Source organism: Acidipila rosea, from assembly GCF_004339725.1.
Classification (GTDB): Bacteria; Acidobacteriota; Terriglobia; order Terriglobales; family Acidobacteriaceae; genus Acidipila; species Acidipila rosea.
In genome coordinates this window covers 120886-138800 of sequence record NZ_SMGK01000004.1, presented here as the reverse complement: position 1 = coordinate 138800, position 17915 = coordinate 120886, and the positions used below count along the sequence as shown (strand labels likewise).

General features: G+C 59.9%; 16 protein-coding genes and 1 tRNA gene. 10 read left to right on the top strand and 7 right to left on the bottom strand.

Translation table 11 applies throughout. The annotated features are described in order from the left end of the window. The first annotated feature begins 58 nt into the window (after window positions 1-58). Entirely contained in the window at window positions 59-829 is a 771-nt protein-coding gene (locus tag C7378_RS12735; protein ID WP_131997318.1) for a zinc ribbon domain-containing protein, read from the top strand. Window positions 830-847: 18 nt separating this feature from the next. On the opposite strand, the gene C7378_RS12730 is transcribed toward C7378_RS12735, so the two are convergent. Then, window positions 848-3259 (bottom strand): LPS-assembly protein LptD, encoded by a 2412-nt coding sequence (locus C7378_RS12730; RefSeq protein ID WP_165876801.1) that lies wholly within the window; start codon window positions 3257-3259, stop codon window positions 848-850. Window positions 3260-3543: 284 nt separating this feature from the next. On the opposite strand from C7378_RS12730, the gene C7378_RS12725 reads away from it, so the two are divergent. Continuing rightward, the gene (locus tag C7378_RS12725) at window positions 3544-4800 is read left to right on the top strand and encodes an RDD family protein (protein WP_165876800.1); all 1257 of its coding nucleotides are present in this window, start codon (window positions 3544-3546) and stop codon (window positions 4798-4800) included. A 25-nt stretch (window positions 4801-4825) separates the two neighbouring features. On the opposite strand, the gene C7378_RS12720 is transcribed toward C7378_RS12725, so the two are convergent. After that, entirely contained in the window at window positions 4826-5416 is a 591-nt protein-coding gene (locus C7378_RS12720; RefSeq protein ID WP_131997309.1) for a Maf family protein, read from the bottom strand. Between the two features lie 78 nt (window positions 5417-5494). On the opposite strand from C7378_RS12720, the gene C7378_RS12715 reads away from it, so the two are divergent. The 3 genes from C7378_RS12715 (at window position 5495) to C7378_RS12705 (ending at window position 8757) form a co-directional block, all read left to right on the top strand. Then, window positions 5495-6448 (top strand): DsbA family protein, encoded by a 954-nt coding sequence (locus tag C7378_RS12715; protein WP_243648237.1) that lies wholly within the window; start codon window positions 5495-5497, stop codon window positions 6446-6448. A 234-nt stretch (window positions 6449-6682) separates the two neighbouring features. Then, complete coding sequence (locus C7378_RS12710; RefSeq protein ID WP_279388601.1) at window positions 6683-7762, top strand: SurA N-terminal domain-containing protein; 1080 nt, start codon at window positions 6683-6685, stop codon at window positions 7760-7762. After that, window positions 7759-8757: a Gfo/Idh/MocA family protein gene (locus tag C7378_RS12705; protein WP_131997306.1), complete on the top strand. Its 999-nt coding sequence runs from the start codon at window positions 7759-7761 to the stop codon at window positions 8755-8757. The genes C7378_RS12710 and C7378_RS12705 overlap by 4 nt, the downstream gene beginning before the upstream one ends. 44 nt (window positions 8758-8801) lie before the next feature. Here the strand turns inward: C7378_RS12705 and hemB are convergent, their stop codons facing one another. Continuing rightward, complete coding sequence (gene hemB, locus C7378_RS12700) at window positions 8802-9782, bottom strand: porphobilinogen synthase (protein ID WP_131997303.1); 981 nt, start codon at window positions 9780-9782, stop codon at window positions 8802-8804. A 9-nt stretch (window positions 9783-9791) separates the two neighbouring features. Next, entirely contained in the window at window positions 9792-10247 is a 456-nt protein-coding gene (locus C7378_RS12695) for a hypothetical protein (protein WP_131997300.1), read from the bottom strand. Between the two features lie 93 nt (window positions 10248-10340). Here C7378_RS12695 and C7378_RS12690 point away from each other — a divergent pair, with 93 nt between their 5' ends. From C7378_RS12690 to C7378_RS12680, 3 genes are all read left to right on the top strand, one after another. Then, a complete protein-coding gene (locus tag C7378_RS12690) occupies window positions 10341-12839 on the top strand; it encodes an endonuclease MutS2 (RefSeq protein ID WP_131997297.1) in 2499 nt (832 codons plus the stop codon). A 218-nt stretch (window positions 12840-13057) separates the two neighbouring features. Next, window positions 13058-13807: an SRPBCC family protein gene (locus C7378_RS12685; protein ID WP_131997294.1), complete on the top strand. Its 750-nt coding sequence runs from the start codon at window positions 13058-13060 to the stop codon at window positions 13805-13807. Window positions 13808-13837: 30 nt separating this feature from the next. Further along, the gene (locus C7378_RS12680; RefSeq protein ID WP_131997291.1) at window positions 13838-15034 is read left to right on the top strand and encodes a zinc-dependent alcohol dehydrogenase; all 1197 of its coding nucleotides are present in this window, start codon (window positions 13838-13840) and stop codon (window positions 15032-15034) included. Window positions 15035-15181: 147 nt separating this feature from the next. Here C7378_RS12680 and C7378_RS12675 read toward each other — a convergent pair. From C7378_RS12675 to C7378_RS12665, 3 genes are all read right to left on the bottom strand, one after another. Then, a tRNA-Ala gene (locus C7378_RS12675) sits at window positions 15182-15257 on the bottom strand. A 20-nt stretch (window positions 15258-15277) separates the two neighbouring features. After that, window positions 15278-16585 carry an alanyl-tRNA editing protein gene (locus tag C7378_RS12670; RefSeq protein ID WP_131997288.1) on the bottom strand — a complete coding sequence of 436 codons (1308 nt, stop codon included), beginning with the start codon at window positions 16583-16585 and terminating at the stop codon, window positions 15278-15280. 35 nt (window positions 16586-16620) lie between these two features. Beyond that, complete coding sequence (locus C7378_RS12665) at window positions 16621-16887, bottom strand: hypothetical protein (protein ID WP_207901427.1); 267 nt, start codon at window positions 16885-16887, stop codon at window positions 16621-16623. 84 nt (window positions 16888-16971) lie between these two features. Between C7378_RS12665 and C7378_RS12660 the strand changes: the two genes are divergently transcribed. Next, window positions 16972-17298: a YciI family protein gene (locus C7378_RS12660; RefSeq protein WP_131997285.1), complete on the top strand. Its 327-nt coding sequence runs from the start codon at window positions 16972-16974 to the stop codon at window positions 17296-17298. Between the two features lie 78 nt (window positions 17299-17376). Beyond that, on the top strand, window positions 17377-17835 hold the full coding sequence (locus C7378_RS12655; protein WP_131997282.1) for a PA2169 family four-helix-bundle protein: 459 nt from the start codon (window positions 17377-17379) through the stop codon (window positions 17833-17835). Window positions 17836-17915: the final 80 nt, after the last annotated feature.

The following is a 17915-nucleotide window of genomic DNA, read 5'->3' as shown; positions in this document are numbered from 1 at the left end:
CTGACGACTCAGAAGACCCGCATACCAGCTCCGATGCTAGACTTGCCTCTTGGATACGATGGAGAACTCTCTCGCCAATTTATTCCGCCTGCAGGAGATCGACTCCGAGGCGGCCGAGCTCACCGCTTCGATTGCCGCCCTCCCGCGCCACCTGGCCGCTGTAGAGGAAAAGCTGCGAACTGCCCGGGCGACAGTTACCGCGATTCAGGACTCGCTCAAAGCGGAGGATGCCCAGCGACGCCGCATTGAAAGCGACGTCAAGGACCAGCAACAGAAGATCATCCGCTTCCGCAATCAGAGCAGCAGCGTCAAGAACAACGAGCAATTTCATGCGCTGCAGCACGAGATCGCGTTTGCCGAGAAAGAAATCAGCAGCCTGGAAGACAGCGAAATCGCGAGCATGGAACGATCCGAGGCGCTCGAGTCCAAACTGACGGAATCGCAGCAGGAACTGAAGGCGCAGACCGCACTGGTTGAGCAGGAAAAAGAAGCTGCCAAGGAAACGACCGCAACCAATCAGACCAGGCTCAAGGAGCTTGCTGTACGCCGCGCGGAGCTGCGACAGATTCTCGACGCGGGACTGCTCTCGACCTACGACCGGGTAGCCTCCTCGCGCGGAAGCGGAGTCGCACGGGCCCAGGGCCAGCGGTGCTTTGGCTGCCAGATGTTTCTGCGCCCCCAGATGTGGAACCAGGTGCGCAGCGGCGCAATCGCCACCTGTGAAAGCTGCGGCCGACTGCTTTACTTCAACCCTGCGCTCGAGCCTGCTCCGGAACCGGCAGCACCCGTAAAAGCAAAGAAGAAAAAGGCTGAAGCTGAAGAAGAATAACCGCGCTGGACTGAAACATCAGAAGACCCGTTCGGCCCTCCGCAGGCTGCCTGCCGATCCAACGCCGGCAAGGGTGAAGCTGTAGAGGTATTGCGTATCGTTGCGCACCGGTCCAAGGGAGTAGCGCCGGACTTCAAAGTTCAGCCCGCAACAGTCCCAGTTGTATCCCGCCTGGAAGGCTCCGTACTGGAGCTGGTTCAGCACAAAATCATAGCCGCCATAGCCACCCGCGCTCAGGCCGAGCTTGGTTGGGTTGCCATAGGTAGCCGACCAGCGAAAGAGGTTATAGTCGGTCGTGACGGGAGCAACCGTCAGTGTCGTGACGGTGGTTGGCTGGGTAGCCGTGACACCCTCCGGCGCATTCAGGTGTGAATCACCCACCGTGACGTTATAGTTTCCAAGCTTGTATCCGGCAAAGACGTTGCTGGTCGTGATGCGGCCCAGATCCTTGTCGTAGTCGATGTCCCACTCGAAGTCAGTCGCATCCGTTGTGCGCAACTTGAGCTGCGAGACAACCGGGGAGATGCTGCGAGGTCCGGTGAGAAAGGCAACGCCTGTGAGGTCGAGCGTAGTGGAGAGCACGTTCCGCGTACCCGGCGTGACCGCGCCACCAAAGTTCGTATTGAGGAAGTATTTCTGCGAGAGCTTCCAGGAGAGCCAGTCGATGGTGCCGCCGCCGCACTGGGTGTCTGGGCCGAGGGCCTCATCTCCCTTGCATGGCCGCGGGTGCAGGTGCCGCCGGAAGAGTCTCTGCGTCAGGGAATAGTCCACCTCGTTGGTATCGCTCACAACATCGACGTCGTCGAAGCGCAGCACGGAGTTGAAATTCCCGATCCCTGAAACGTAGCGGTATTCCACGTCGGGCTCAATGGTATGGCGCAGGTCGCCGCCGAAGAGACGCCGCAGCCAGGGCGCATCGAAGTCGCGTTCCATGGCAGGCGGGTGCAGATCCACATCTGCTTCCCAGTCTTTGCGGTTCAGGCTCGCCTGCCGCACCGTCGGCACAACTCCGAGGGGACCGGGATTCTGGCTCCGGCCATAGAAGGTGTCGCGCAAAGCGATCTGTGGGTGCAGTGTCCAGCCTCCCGATGAAAGCGGCATGGCGAGATGCGGATACAGGTCCACGCGAGGCACATCGCGCACCCTGAATACCTGGGTAAAGGCTGCATTCGCCGGCTCGGATCGAGAGACAGCCGCAATCGAGCTGCGCATTCCGGCGACAAACGGTGTCCGCCCCATTGGCTGGTCCACCGCGTCGAAACGAAGTGAAGGCAGGTGCAGAATGCGGATCTCATCCCCCAGCTGTACGCTGCTCTGAAAGCTCTGGTAACGGTCAAAGCGCAGACTCTCCGCCAGAGCGCGATTGAAATGCGTCACAAACGCCTGCGACTTGACCTCGGAGTCGATCGCCAACGCGTAATTCTCTTCAAATGCCTGCCTGTAAACATAGGAGCTGAGATACTCGATATCGGTAATGGCCCGGGTAGAGGAGTTCAGATCGCGACGTCCGTCCAGCAGCAGATCGACGCCACCCTGGTTGATGTTTCCCGGCTGCAGCCCGCGATCCAGCAGGCTGTGGAAATTGACTTTGAAGAAGTTCTGCGCTCTGCCCCGGTAGCGAAATTGCCCCAGGGGCCCCCAGCCGCGCTTGGAGAAATACTCCGTCCCAATGGTTAAATCCGCGCTGCGCCCGAGAACGAAGTAGGCTTCCTCCCCGAGGATGAGTCCCCGCTGCGTATCGTTCCCGGTGATCGGCAGGAGCAAACCGGACTGGCGGCTCTCTCCATCGACCGGATGGCTGGCGTAAGGCAGATAAAAAATGGGTATGCCAAGAAGCTTGAAGATCGTATTTTTGGCGCTCGCCTTACCGTCCTGCAGGTTGATCTCATGGGAGAGCATCAGCCAGTCCGGATCGGGAAGCCTGCAGGAGGTCATCGTGCCGGCGATGACCTGGTAGCGCTGGGGACCCAGTTTGATCACTTCCCGACCTGTAATGGCAAGAGGGTTGGGAGCCATATAGACGGTCTTGTTACGAGGATTTCTGGAGGCTCCCAGCGTCCCCACCACATCGTAGTAGTGACCTGTCTGCTTATTCAGGTTCATGACGCCCCGGCTGGCGATGATGTGCTCATTGTCGGGGCCTCCATCGAGCATAAGATGGCCGTCCGCGGTCACTTCGCCGGTCGCCTGGTTGTAAGTAGCCCGGTCGGCATGCACGACATAACTGCGATAGTGGATCACCACGGCGCCGTTCAGCGTGTAGAGATCGCCCTGCTTGCGCTGGACCCGGGCTTCAATCTTGACGGGCACCCCTGATTGAGCAGCCGGCGCCGGCGTAGCCACGGCAACGCCCGAGATCGCGCTCGGGTCGTCAGGCAGCTCTGTCGCGCCATCCGCTCCGCCCCTCTGCGACTCGCCAGTTTGCCCCAAATCATGAGGGGGAAACTGCTTTGTCAATGCCTGAGGGCAGAGCCGTGGATGACACAGGACGAGCAGCATGGTACATAAAAGAAAGCGGGCTCTCATCACCTGGGGCATTCACAGAATAGCAAAGCCTCGGAGCGCTGATCGGCCCTCTGCTCTGGTCAGCAAAATCGTTCTCTCGCGCAGCAATGGCCGTATGCCAATGCACAGGAGAGTCGTATGTCCGCAACCTCCTCGCCCTTTCAAAACCGCGCCGCCACCAGGCTGCGCGAAACAAACGAGGCTCATCCGTGAACACTGCTACCTCCAGCCTGCCAGTAGAAGAGACGACAGCTACCCCCGGCCATCGCCTCCCGTCATGGAAAGACGAGCTCAACGCGCGCCTGGCCGCCCACCGCAATCGCCGGGACGTCGTTCAGGGAGAGCAGCCCAATCTGCCCGGAATGGAAAATACAGGCGCCAGGCAGCCGCGAGCCAACCGGCCCCAGTCTGTCGCCGCACGCGTGGCGGAGCGCTATTCGAAAGCGCCGAGCTATGAGGAGATGCTGGCAGCAGCCCGTGCAGCCGAGGCCGCGGCAGCCGCAGCCGAGCAGGCCCGAGCCGCTGCACAGGTGATTCTCGCTGGAATGGACCATGCCGCCGAGGAGCAGGAGCCCGCGCACGACATCACAGCCTATACGGAACAATCAGGGGCGGCTGTCGCAGAGGCTCCCACCCAATCCTACTCAGCCAGCTACCACCAGCCGTTGCCGCAACGGCGAGAAGATGCGGCGACGCCGAACCGTGGACAGAGGGTTAGCGAGCTCTCCTCGACCGATCCTGATCCCTTTGGGGAGGCCCTTATCGCCCCACCGCAACCGCTTCCTGCCAAGCTCATCGAGTTTCCGCGGGAACTGATTGCCAGCCGCAAGGCGCGTCCCCGCCGCGACGAGGGTCCGCTGCTCGAAGATGCCTCGCAACTCCGCATCTTCGAGGTAGAGGCAGGGGAATCAGCGCCCGTGAACGCCTCCCAGCATGCACTTCCCGAAAGCGCTGCGCCCGATTGGCACTCCATTCGTCTCGATGCGCGCACTGAGGAGTCTGGCAATGCGGAGAAGGTGCGGGTATCGACACCCGCAACAGCCTTTGATCTGCCGCTCAAGACCGCGCCCCTTGCCGACCGACTGATGGCCGGCATCGTGGATGTGGCACTCGTGCTGTTTGCTTTTCTGCTGTTTGTCCTGATCTTTGCGGCCTGCACCACGCACCCCCCGGTGGGCAAACCCGCGCTCTTCGGTGCCGGGGCGGCGCTGGCCGGACTGTTCGTGCTCTACCAGTGGCTCTTCTTCACCTACGCGGAAGCCACGCCCGGGATGCGCTACGCCAAGATTGCGCTCTGCACCTTTGACGACGAAAACCCCTGCAAACGCGCACTGCACCACCGAATGGCAGCACTGCTGCTGGCCGCTCTGCCGCTCGGGCTTGGCTTCGTCTGGTCATTTTTTGACGAGGATCGGCTCTCCTGGCACGACCGGATGACCCGCACCTATCAGCGCAGCTATCGCTGACGCCTGGGTAGCTGAAGTCCGTGAATCAGGCCCGCACCTCAAGCTGCATGCGCCGGGTAACGCCCTCGATCATCGAGGTCACCAGGGCGAGCGGCAGCCCGACCACGTTGAAATAGCAGCCGTGAATACGTGGAATCCACTTCGCGGCTCTTCCCTGGATGGCATAGGCGCCGGCCTTGTCCATGGGTTCGCCGCTGGCGATATATTCTGCTATCTCTTCGTCTGCCAGGGTAAGCATGGTCACATAGGTGATCTCGACCGCTGACTCAACATGATCGCCTGAAAGCAGGCAGACACCGGTGACAACCTGGTGCGTGGCGCCGGAGAGCTGGCGCAGCATGGACGCGGCGTCGGACCCATCCACCGGCTTGCCCAGCACCGCTCCCTGCGGCGTCACGACCGCTGTATCTGCGCCCAGCACGATCAACTCCTGCTGGCCACCTCGCCGGGCATGGACTGCCTGCGCCTTTTCACCGGCCAGCCGCCGCACAAAAGCGGACGGATCTTCGCCCGTCCGCGGCTCTTCCGGCACCGCTGATGCGTCTACTTCAAATACATAACCTGCCTGCGCGAGGAGTTCCCTGCGCCGCGGCGACTGCGAAGCGAGTACGAGCATAAGCTTTGATTATCCCAAAGGTCCTGCGTTCGGCGCATCAGCCGGTGAGATAATCTGAAGATAACCCGAGGTGCATGTTTGTTCCATAACCGCCTGATGATGAGTTGCCTGCTGGTGGCCGTAGCAGCAGGCTGCGGACGCGCACAGCGCGCCCCAGATAACGCCCGCATCAACCGCAAAATTGAGATCCAAGTGCGCCAGCAGCTGGATGTGCCCGCAGACTGGAGCATGACGGTAGGCGCTCGCCAGAAGAGCGATATCCCCGGCTTTGACAATGTGCCGATCACCTTCTTCTCCCTGTCGCAGCCCAACAAGAAGCAGACCATCGACTTCCTGCTGTCGACCGATGGCAATACTCTTGCGCGCATGTCGAAGTGGGATATCAGCAAAGACCTGACCCAGGTCGCCTCGACCTCCGGGCGTCCTTTCCGCGGCAATCCGGCGGCTAAGGTCACCATCGTCAACTTCGATGACCTGGAATGCCCCTTCTGCGCGAAGATGCACGCCGAGCTCTTTCCGGAGACCATCGACCACTACAAGGGCCTCATCAAGATCGTCTATAAGGACTACCCCCTGGTCGAGATCCATCCCTGGGCCATGCGTGCCGCCGTTGATGCCAACTGCCTCGCGGCTCAGAACGGCGAAGCATACTGGAGCTACGTTGACTACCTCCACACGCATGGGCAGGACGTAAGCGGTCCGGACCGCGATCCCGCCAAATCCGCTGCAACCCTCGACAAACTGGCACGCGAGCAGGGCCAGAAGAGCAAGCTCGATGTAGCAACCCTCGACGCCTGCCTGAAGAAACAGGACGACAGCGTCGTCCAGGCGTCCATGAAGGAAGGGGAAGCACTGGGCGTAGACGGCACACCCACCCTGTTCGTCAACGGCGAGCGGCTCTCAGGCGCGCTGCCGGTCGAGCGCGTGTGGATGGTCATCGATCGGGCGCTTAAGGCAGAAGGAATCACGCCTCCGCCGGCGCCGGGCGAAGGCACTCCCAGCCAGCCAACGCAGCCAGGACAGGCGAAGTGACGCCTGCGGTCTCAGCAATTATCCTGAAAGAATGGCAATATCCGGGTGGATGCGTCCTGCAGGCTGGCATGGGCGGTCCACAGCGGTTGCGGGCATTCAGGCCCGCGCAGGGATTCAGACAACGGGTTAGGCATTAGCGGCTGAGAGCACATTTCAACTGCTGCAGGACTTCGGCGGCAGTCTCGAAAATCAGGCTCTTGAAAGAATCAGCAGCAGATCCGAAGGAGAGCATTTTTGCAACACTCATATCGCGCTTTCAGAAAGTACTCGCAACACCTTGCCATTGTTCTTCTCTCGGTGGTTTCGATGGCAGCTATCGACGGCTGCAAGCACTCCCATGGTCCGGACGTTATCGCCACCGTCAATGGTCACCCCATCCAGCGTGCAGAGATGGAGACTCTCTATCAGAACAACGTGGGCCAGCAGCAGCAGGCTCCCCCCTCGAGCGACCAGGCTGCCATCGTGCGCCTGAATATCGTGCGCCAGTTGATTGATGAAGAGATACTGATGCAGCGCGCGGCCAAGCTCAACCTGACCGCTACGAACGACGAGGTCGACGCGAAGATCAACGAGATCAAAGCGCCTTACACCCAGGATCAGTTCAACAAGAGGCTGGCCGAAAAGCACCTGACTCTAGACGATCTCAAGCGCGAGATCCGCCGTGCGAAGACAGAGGAAAAGCTCTTCAATAAGGAGCTGAACTCCAAGATCAACGTCACCGACGCCGACATCTCCAGCTACTACAACAGCCACAAGGCGGAGTTTAACCTGCTCGAGCCGCAATACCACCTGGCACAGATTGTCGTCACCTCGGTTCCGGCCGCCCCCCAGCAGGCGGGCAATCTGCAGAACAGCAAGGCCGGCAATGACGCCGAGGCCAGGAAAAAGATCGAGACGCTGCACAACCGCCTGGAAAGCGGCGAGGACTTTGGACTGCTCGCCTCCAACTTCTCAGAGCGCCCGGACACGGCCTCGAACGGGGGCGATATGGGATTTGCCTCCGAGTCACAGCTCCGCTCCGATCCGCAGATTTATGCGGCGATCGGAAAGCTGAAGGCCGGGCAGATCACTGACGTTCTGCCTGTGTATGACAACGCGCACCGGCAGGTCGGCTACGCCATCTACAAGTTGATCGACAAGGAAGAGGCCGGGCAACGCGAGCTGAGCGACCCGCGTGTCCAGCAGGCGATCCGTCAACAGCTCAGCGATGCGCGTTCCCAGTTGCTCAAGAACGCGTACCTCGAGATGCTGCGCGATCAGGCCCATGTTGAAAACTTCTACGCGGAAGAGATCTTCCAGAACGCAGGCAAATGAAAACCATCCGTTACGGAATCATTGGCTTCGGGCACCATGCGATCAAGCGCATGGTGCCCGGTTTTCTTGGTGCTGAGCGCTCACAGCTTGCGGCACTCTACCGGCGCAACCCGGCGAAAGCGGCCGCCAACGCGAAGGACTACAGCATTCCGCGCGTGTTCAACACGGCAGAGGAGCTCTGCGCCTCCCCGGAGATCGACGCCGTCTTCATCGCCTCACCTGACTCACTGCACCTCGCCGATGTGCTCACCGCAGCTCGCCACGGCAAGCATGTACTCTGCGAAAAGCCTCTGGCTATGAACGCGCGGGAAGTCCAAGAGATGCTCGCAGCGGCTCAGAGTGCGGGGATTCGCTTCGGTGTCGCCCAGAATATGCGGTACTACCGCAGCCTGGATCTGGTCGCCAAGCAGCTGGCGGATGGCATCGTCGGCAAGCCGGTTATGGCGCACGCCCAGTTCTGCTATGAGGCGGAAGCCAGCCCACGCACCTGGATTTATGACCCAACCCTGGCATGCGGCGGCCCGATCGGGGATGTAGGTATTCACTGCATCGACGCTCTGCGCTATGTGCTGGAGACCAAGGTCGCCACCGTCTCAATGCTCGCCTTGAAGGATCGTCACTCAGGCGCACTCGAATCGAAAGCAGTCCTGGGCCTCACCTTCACCTCTGGCGTCATGGGAGCGGTGACCGTCACCACTCGCGCGGCTTACCGCACACTGGTCGAAATCGTAGGGGAATCGGGAGTGATCACCGTCGAGAACGGTTTGACGGTCGATCAACCCATCGACGTCATCGTGCGCCAGGATGGCCGTGTCGTCTCGCAGGCAGAGGTATCGAATGCAGATGCCTACAGCCGGATGCTGGACAGCTTTTCGGACGAGATCAACGGTACCGGTCAGTATCGCGCCCCCGCCACTGACGGACTGCACAATCAGCGCATCCTCGATGCCGCGTATCAGAGCTGGCGCACCGGCGCAACGCAGAACATTTCCTAGCGACACAGTTCCCGTAAGGGGGAATTTCTTCCCCCTTACGGGCCTTAAAGTACGCGCGCTGCCTGCTGCGCGAAGTACGTGACGATGAATCCTGCTCCGGCACGACGGATCGACACCAGCGACTCCAGCATCGCCCGCTCAGGCTCAAGCCATCCCTTGGCAAATGCCGCCTGCATCATGGAGTACTCACCGGAAACCTGATAGGCACCAATCGGCACATCGAACCGCTCACGCGCCGCGCGAACTACATCCAGATACGGCATGGCAGGCTTCATCAGTACCATGTCGGCGCCCTCCGAGATATCCATCTCGATCTCGCGCATAGCCTCACGCAGGTTCGCTCCGTCCATCTGATAGCTGCGCCGGTCGCCAAACTGCGGCGCTGAATCCGCCGCTTCCCGGAATGGCCCATAGAAAGCCGAGGCAAACTTCGCAGCGTAGGACATGATCGGCGTATTCTCGTAACCCTCTTCATCCAGCTCATCGCGGATCGCCGCCACGCGCCCATCCATCATGTCGCTCGGCGCCACGATATCCGCGCCTGCAGCGGCCAGAGAGACGGCCGTTTTAGAGATCAGGCTGACCGATTTATCATTCTCGATCTCATAGCTATCCCGGGTCTTTTTCACCACGCCGCAGTGCCCGTGCGAGGTGTATTCGCACAAACACACATCCGCAATCAGCAGAAGGCCCTTCGCAGCCTTCTTCAGTTCACGCAGAGACTGCTGCACAATGCCGTCTTCAGCCCACGCGCCTGAGGCCTGCTCATCTTTTTCCGCAGGAAGACCAAAGAGCAGGAGGCCGCCCAACCCGAGCTTTTTAGCGGATTCAGCTTCCTTCAGTGCTTCGTCGATGGAAAGATTGAACACACCCGGCATCGAGCCGATCTCCCGGCGCACGTTCTCACCAGGACAGATAAAGAGCGGCTGAATCAGCGCCGATGGCTCAAGCCTGGTTTCGCGAACCAGCGAGCGCATCGCCTCTGATTGCCGCAACCGCCGCATGCGGGTAACTGGATATTCCATGTCTCCAGTTTACGGCACTGCCATCTCGTCGTATTCCTGCTGAGCGGGCGCCGGTACCAGCACCCAAAGCGTATAAATTGCGAGTATTGTTCCCGTAATTGGCTTCACCAGCGTCAGGAAGGCCGTCACGATTGCCAGCGTGCGAGCCCAGGATGCCCGGCGTAGAAGGCCATATCCCGTTGCGGCAGCAAGCCCGGCCCGGGCAAACACGATGGCCGTCAGCAGGGGCGGCAGCCACATCATGTGCGGAAAGCCGTAGTAGCCACGTCCTGGACCCCAGTATCCGCTCCAGTGATGGCCCCACCCGCCGAGCGCTCCCGTCAAAAAAGGCAACGCGATCAGCCACCCAAGAACGCTCCACGCTCCCCACACAAGCCAGAGAATGCCCATCGTCTGAATATTCCGGTGCACCCTCCCGTTGCTGCCCTGCATTACCGGCATGCCCACGGGAGGTAAAGGCGTCACGGGTCTGCCGCATCGCATGCAAACTGCTTCCCCCGGCTGGATATTCTGTCCGCAACCGCTGCAGTACATGGCTGGCCTCCGATTCTTCCTTTAATGGACTACGCAGTACCCTGTGGCACGGTTCCATTTACGATTGAAACTGTGCAGCTCCGCCGTGAAATCCCGTCGTTGGTCAGTGATTGTAGTCCCGCCACACTCGAATGGGGACGATTTCTCGATCTCCTTGCGAACTTCTGCCATTCGCCGGTAGGCCGGGCCTGGGCACTGGCGCTCGCGCCCTCCACTGATCGGGACTGGCTCGCGCGCGAGCACACCCTGGTTGGCGAAATGCGGCTACTCATCGCCCTGGTTGCACTGCCCCCGCTCAACGCGCTCTTCGATCCCGCGGAGCTGCTGGCGAAATCCCGCATTGAAGGCGCAGCACTTGAGGCGGACGAACTTCGCCGCCTGCTTGATCTTGCCGACATCATCGCAGCATGGACTGCGCTGCTCCGTACGCCTCCTGATGCGTTGGACGGCCGCCTGGCCGCCCTCACAGCCATCACGGAACAGCTCTTCGCCTCAGATCTGCGGCCCATGGTTGCGAGCATCCGTGCCAAGCTGCTACCTGACGGCACCCTCACCGATGACGCTTCGCCTGAGCTCCGCCGGATTCGCCGCGAAATGGAGCGCCAGCAGCGCGCGATTGAAGACAGCCTCCGCTCCGCGCTGCGCCGCCTCTCCGCTGGCGGCAGCACTCAGGATGATGTCATCACTATCCGCGGCGAGCGCTTCGTCATACCGGTAAAGAGCGAGAGCAAGCGGCGCGTCCAGGGCGTTGTGCATGGAGCCAGCTCCAGCGGTCAGACTGTGTACGTCGAGCCGCTCGAAACCATTGAGCTCAACAATGACCTGGTCCGCCTTCTTGAAGAAGAGCAGTCCGAGATTCATCGCATCTTTCTCGCCATGACGCGGCAGATCGCCGCTCAATCGCCACTGCTTGAGGCTGGCGCAGCCGTGCTGGCCGAGGTGGAAACTCTCGCCGCCCGCGCCCGCTTCTCCAATCAGTTTGATTGCGTACGCCCCCTCTTCACGCCTGTTTCAGAGCCGGAGCTGCGCCTCACCAACGCCCGCCATCCGCTGCTGGAAAAGCGCCTGCGCGTGAGCGGCGGCAGTATCGTCCCTCTCTCATTGGCTCTCACCAGCCACGCCCGGCAGCTCATCATCAGCGGTCCTAACACTGGCGGCAAAACGGTCGGCCTCAAGACCGCAGGTCTGCTCGCAATCATGGCCCAGTCCGGCATCCCCGTTCCCGCTGAAGAAGCCGTCTTCCCTGTCTTCGACGCATTTCTCGCCGACATCGGAGACGCGCAGTCGATCGAACGCGATCTCTCCACCTTCTCCTCGCACATAGTCAATCTGAACCGCATCGCTCAGGCTGCTGATGGACGCTCGCTCGTTCTACTCGATGAGCTGGGCTCTGCCACCGACCCGGAAGAGGGCGCTGCGCTTGCAGTCGCCATTGCAGAGCATTTTCTAAACGCACACACGTGGTCCATCATCTCCACGCACCACACGTCGCTCAAAATCTATGCCGAAAACACCGAGGGAGTGCTCAACGCCGCCGTCGGTTTTGATGAGCAGACGCTTGCGCCGACCTATCAGCTTCGCCTCGGCGTGCCTGGCGCTTCAGCAGGTATCAACATCGCTGCGCGCCTGGGCCTTGCCCCGGACATCATCACCTCTGCCCGCAGCCGCCTCAGCACCCAGACGCAGGACATTGGCCGCTTTCTCGACAGTCTCCACGCGCAGATCGAAGCCGTCACGGCCGAGCGCGCTGCTCTCAAACTGCGCGAACAGGAGATCGCTCGAGAACGTCTCCGTCTGGAAACGGAGGGGCTCAAGGAATGGCGGGTCAAGGTGCGCGAAATGGAGCAGCAACTGGCTTCCCTGCTCAAGGATTTCGAATATCAGGCCCGGGAGACGGTCAAGGCCATCGACGATCGCGCCGCGCAGCAGAAGCTATCGAAAGAAGCCGAGCGACGCATCTCGCGTCTGCGCCGCGAATTTTCTGACAGCTTCAACTCCACCGTTGTTGCGCAGCATACCGGAGCTGACAAGAACGACCGCAACGCACAGCCGCACATCGTGAAGCATGTCACCACCGGCGACACCGTCAAGCTGCGCAACCTCGGTCGCACCGGCATCATCCAGCGCCTGATTGACGCCAACACCTTTGAAGTGGCCGTCGGGCCTATGAAGATGCGCATAGCCCGCGATGAAATCGCAGAAGTGATACACCAGACACCTATCCAGGCTGCTCGCGGCCGCGGCATCACCGTCGCAGTCGCTGAGCCGGACGCGAATCTCAGCTCCGAGATCAACGTCATCGGACGCACCGCCGACGAAGCAACCGCAGAAGTTGAACGCTTCCTCGACCAGGCCTTTCTCGCCGGGCTGCCCCATATCCGCATCGTCCACGGAACCGGCATGGGAGTGCTGCGCCGCACGCTTCGCGCGTGGCTGGAGCGGCATCCGCATGTCGCCTCAGTCAGCGAACCCGCACAGAACCAGGGCGGGGCCGGCGCCACCGTGGTCGAGCTTCGCAACTGACCGGCAAATCGGCCAGGAATCGGGTCTCAGGCCGCAAATAGATTTTCCTCCACTGGCAACGGAATGCCACCGCGTTGAACTCTTAGTTATCAGTCATCAAGTCAGGGCAGGGTATGCGGTGGCAGTCGGCGTGGCTTTTTCTGCCGCGCATCTTCTCCCTTGCAATCAAGCGCTGATGGCGGCCTATAGCTGCCGCTTAGAAAAGGAGCCTTCCCCCAATGAGCCCGAGTTTGCAGAAGACCGATCAAAATAACCAGAGACTAGCGGTAATGTTAGGCTGCGGCCTGGCCCTCTATGGCCTCTCTCGCCGCTCAAAAACAGGCATCGCAATTGCCGCCGCAGGAGCAGCAGTCGCTCTCGCCGGGCGGCAGACCGGCCCCAAAACGTATTCTGCCCACGCGAGTTTCACCATCAACTGCTCCCCTGAGGATGCTTATCGGTTCTGGCGTGACCTGGAGAATCTTCCCTTGTTCATGCATCATCTGGAGTCCGTCAGAGTTACCGGCGATCTTTCAGACTGGGTGGCACTGGGCCCGATGAATACACGGGTCCACTGGGCCGCTGAGATCGTAGACGATCAAGAGAATCAATCGATTGCGTGGCGTTCTCTTCCCGGTTCTGACCTCAGCAACAGCGGATCTGTCTCATTCCACCCCGGCACAGGAGGCCGTGGCACGATCATCGCAGCCACGATGGTTTATACCTCGCCAGGAGGCGCTCTTGGCCGCACCGCGGCTCTCCTGATGGGAAGACATCCGGAATTCGCCCTGCGCGAAGATCTGCGCCGTTTTAAATCGCTCTTGGAGACAGGCGAGATTCCAACGACCAAGGGCCAATCGCACGGTCCCCGGGGGATCCATGGTCAGGCCTCGCAGGTTCTATTGAGAGAAAAACAGAATATGCCAGCGCCTCCCCTGGAACATGAGGATGAATCCCATTCCAACCTGGTGCTACGCCGCTCCGCATAGCCAAACCGATACCTGCTTAAGGAGTTGATCATGAAAGCTGTCTGCTGGATGGGCAAAGAGAATATCCAGGTGCACGACGTGCCTGATCCCCGCATCCTGAATCCGCGCGACGCCATTGTGCGCGTCACCCGAACCGCGATTTGCGGATCTGACCTGCACCTTTATGACGGTTATGTGCCCACGCTGGAGCAAGGAGACATTCTCGGCCATGAATTTATGGGCGAGGTTGTTGAAATTGGCCCCGGCATCGACAAAAAGAAGCTGAAGGTCGGCGATCGGGTTGTCGTCCCCTTTACCATCGCCTGCGGTCATTGCTTTTCCTGCGAGGAGAAGCTGTGGTCCCTTTGCGATAATTCGAATCCTAATGCCTGGTTCGCGGAGAAGATGATGGGCTACTCGCCTTCTGGCCTCTTCGGTTATACCCACATGCTGGGAGGCTATGCAGGAGGCCAGGCGCAATACGCCCGCGTACCTTTTGCCGATGTCGGCCCTATCAAAATCCCAGACGGGCTCAGTGACGATCAGGTGCTGTTCCTCTCCGACATCTTCCCCACCGGCTATATGGCCGCGGAAAACTGCAACATCAAGTCTGGAGATACAGTCGCCATCTGGGGATGCGGCCCTGTCGGGCAATTCGCCATCCGGAGTGCCTTCATGCTCGGTGCGGGCAGGGTCATTGCCATCGACCATGTTCAGGATCGCCTCGCTCTCGCCTCCGCGGCGGGCGCGGAGACACTGAACTTTGAGGAAGTGAATACCCTGGATGCGCTTAGAGACCTGACTGGTAACCGCGGACCCGACTCCTGTATGGATGCAGTTGGCATGGAAGCATTCGGACACGGAGCGCTCTATCTCTATGACCGTATCAAGCAGGCCCTGCGCATGGAAACAGACAGGCCGGTAGTGATTCGCGAATGTATCCAGGCCTGTAAAAAGGGAGGGACAGTATCCATCCCCGGCGTCTATGCCGGCTTTGACGATACGATTCCCCTCGGCGCCCTCATGAATAAAGCCCTAACTCTCAAAACCGGGCAGACCCACATGATGCGTTACATGGCGCCGCTGCTTAAACGCATTCAGGCCGGCGAGATCGACCCAAGCTTCGTCATCAGTCATCGCCTGCCGCTCGCTGATGCCCCGGAAGCATACAAGATTTTCCGCGATAAGGAGGATCATTGCACCAAGGTTGTGCTCGACCCCTGGGCGGAGGGCGCGGTCGCTGCCTGAACAACTTGGAAAGCGTGAAGCAGGAGGAACGGCCGTGCAAACTGCGCGGCCTTCCCTTTTTCCACAAGAGCCCTGCTCGCGCGGGATATCTATGCGGGCGTTATCAACACCGGAAGGCCATGTCTGCCGTCTAAAAATATAGGAAATTGGTGGAGCTAAACGGGATCGAACCGTTGACCTCCTCGTTGCGAACGAGGCGCTCTCCCAGCTGAGCTATAGCCCCACATCAGGTGGGCACAACCTTTACAGTTTAGCAGCCGATCCGCGATTGGGAAAGCTCTCTTCAGAGTCTGCCAATCGGGCCCCGCGAATGGCGGTCGATATCCTCTGCAATATTTCGTCCGCCTGCGAACGAGGCGCCTGGCCTTGGGCAAGATCGGCAGAGCCTCCGCCGCGTAGACCTGATTCTGCCAATGCCGCCTTGAGAACATCGCCACAGTGGAATTCCATGCCGCTGCTGCGCGACAGCACGATTACCGCTGGCTCCTGCTGTGTAGCCGCGAAAAGAGCAACCGTCTGAGGCACGGATGCCGCAAGCCGCGAGGCGAGGAGCTTGACGTAAGCAGCTTCGCGATCGGGGAAAATTCGCCGGACCTCACGTATCCCCCTGTGTATCTGCTCCTCGACTGCGAGTCTGGCCGCCTGATAACCGGCAAGTTCTTCCAGGATCTTTTCGCTTCTCTTCTGAGCAGCTTTCACCTCGGAAAGCACACGTTCGGCAGCCTCCGGCACCTGGTTCCGGGATACAGAAAGAGCCGACGCTGTGCGACTCAATGCGCCGTAATCCTGCCGTGCCGACTTAACCGCCCGCAGGCCACACACAAACTCAACACGGAGGCCCTGCCTCACGCGCTCAACAGAGCGCAGGTGCAGGCCGCCGATTTGCCCCGTGGCGTGCACGTGGGTCCCACCACATGCATTGAGGTCATAGTCCGCGATCTCGATCAGGCGGATTGTTCCCTCAATAGGCGGAAGCTTGCGGAGAATTCCGGCGGCAAGTTTTGCTTCTGCGTCCGCACGCGAAACCTGGGTCACCGTCACAGAACGATCCTCGGCGATTAATTCATTCGCGATCCGCTCCACACGCTCCAGACTGTGGTGTGCCAAGGTCTCTGTTGCAAGGTCAATCGTAGAAACTTCTTCTCCAAGGTGGAAAGAGACCGTCATCGCCCGCAGTTCATGGGCAAAGACGGCGGACAGCAGGTGTTGCCCGCTGTGTTGCTGCATGTGATCGAGACGGCGTGGCCAATCGATCGTGCCGGCGATCTCGGTTCCGGCGAGCAGAGGTTTGAGGGTCGTGTGCCAGACTTCTCCCTGCTCATCTTCTTCCACAGCATCAACCCCCACCTCAAGCAGGGTGCCGCTGCGCGAAGCCGCAGTCAGCATCCCTGTGTCGTAGGGCTGCCCACCACTTGTCGGATAGAAGGCTGAACGATCCAGCGCTATTTGCCACACTGACTGCGCTGCTGTCTGGGAATGTAACCTCACATCCCTCACCTGCGCCTTAAATGTCTTCAGAAAAGAGTCGTGGTAGTAGAGCCGTTCGGTCATGGATGGGTCACGCGGATTCCCTCCAGTTTACCGCGTCACGCCGCCGAACCGAGCGGGATATCCTCTACAAGCTGCTTCACAGTCGGCTTTTTACCGCCCAGCAACAACATTCCGGCAGCGATCTCCGCAGCACCGATGGCACGTGTCAGAGCTGGACGCTCGTCCAGATAGCGCATCAGACCCTGCCAGGCGGCGGGCCCTGTATGCCATGCGTACACGTCCCGATGGGGACGCACCAAGGCCGCAACCCCATCGCCGATCAACATCATGCCAGACAGATACTTCATTTTGGACAGGTTCATTTTTCTCCCTCACTGCATAGGAGCCTGAACACCGCTGATTCGTTGCTCCCGTTATCATGGCATCATCCTCCTTAGGAGCATCGAGTGAAGAATGTACCCCGGAATCTGAAATCCTATTTTGTCTGTCTGCTCCGCAAGGGAGAACGGTGGAACGATATCGCCGGCGCCGAGGAGCTTGGCGCACAACATCTTGCGTTCATGCGCGAACAGATTGAGGCGCGGCATTTCCTTTTTGCCGGACCCGTTACGGATGAAAACCCTATACGCGGCGTCACCGTAATCGAGGCCGCCTCTCTTGAAGAAGCCAAAGAGCTTGTATCGCAGGACCCGTCTATCCTGGCAGCGCGTCTGTCCGCGGAGATCCTGCCTGTATATTTTCCTTCTCTCGACGCAGTCCGGGTTGAATTCTAACCCTGACTGCTCGAATACAGCACGCAGCCTGACCTTTTTGTTCCTGACGGCATCTCACCGCGTGAAAGGAACTAATCCATGGCAGAAAGCATTGATCACGAGAAGGTAAAGGCAACACTGGAGAAGCTGGTCGATTTTCTCCGCGACAGCCACCAGGGCTTCACCGAGATAGGGAACCATATCAAGGACGAATCAGCGCGCCTGTACTTCATGAAAGAGACGCAGGTACGCGCTAACTTCGCAGGCGAGCTCGAAAATGAATTACACCGCCTTGGCGTGAAAGATGTGCATCAAAGCGGAATGTTATCGGGGAAGGTGCATCGCGCCTGGGGCGAATTGAAGGCCAACCTCGGCGGTGGCGACCATGCCTTGCTGGCCACAGCCGAACAGGGTGAAGATGCCGCAAAGAAAGCCTACCAGGAGGCGCTCAAAGAACACCTCCCGGCAGACATTCGGGAGATACTGACCCGGCAGCAGACGCACATTCAGACGGCGCATGATACTGTGAAGGCGCTCAGGGACAACAAAGCCGCCTAGTGGTGGCGGCTGGAACAGAAACCGAATTCACACAAGAAAGCGCGCCGGGCGGCTTGTAACCACCGGCGCGCTTTTCTCTC

Excerpts from the sequence above, each read along its gene's own strand:
- C7378_RS12735 (WP_131997318.1), top strand. The coding sequence starts at position 59 with ATGGAGAACTCTCTCGCCAATTTATTCCGCCTGCAGGAGATCGACTCC.
- C7378_RS12720 (WP_131997309.1), bottom strand. The coding sequence starts at position 5,416 with ATGCTCGTACTCGCTTCGCAGTCGCCGCGGCGCAGGGAACTCCTCGCG.
- C7378_RS12705 (WP_131997306.1), top strand. The coding sequence starts at position 7,759 with ATGAAAACCATCCGTTACGGAATCATTGGCTTCGGGCACCATGCGATC.
- hemB (WP_131997303.1), bottom strand. The coding sequence starts at position 9,782 with ATGGAATATCCAGTTACCCGCATGCGGCGGTTGCGGCAATCAGAGGCG.
- C7378_RS12690 (WP_131997297.1), top strand. The coding sequence starts at position 10,341 with ATGGACTACGCAGTACCCTGTGGCACGGTTCCATTTACGATTGAAACT.
- C7378_RS12685 (WP_131997294.1), top strand. The coding sequence starts at position 13,058 with ATGAGCCCGAGTTTGCAGAAGACCGATCAAAATAACCAGAGACTAGCG.
- C7378_RS12680 (WP_131997291.1), top strand. The coding sequence starts at position 13,838 with ATGAAAGCTGTCTGCTGGATGGGCAAAGAGAATATCCAGGTGCACGAC.
- C7378_RS12670 (WP_131997288.1), bottom strand. The coding sequence starts at position 16,585 with ATGACCGAACGGCTCTACTACCACGACTCTTTTCTGAAGACATTTAAG.
- C7378_RS12665 (WP_207901427.1), bottom strand. The coding sequence starts at position 16,887 with ATGAACCTGTCCAAAATGAAGTATCTGTCTGGCATGATGTTGATCGGC.
- C7378_RS12655 (WP_131997282.1), top strand. The coding sequence starts at position 17,377 with ATGGCAGAAAGCATTGATCACGAGAAGGTAAAGGCAACACTGGAGAAG.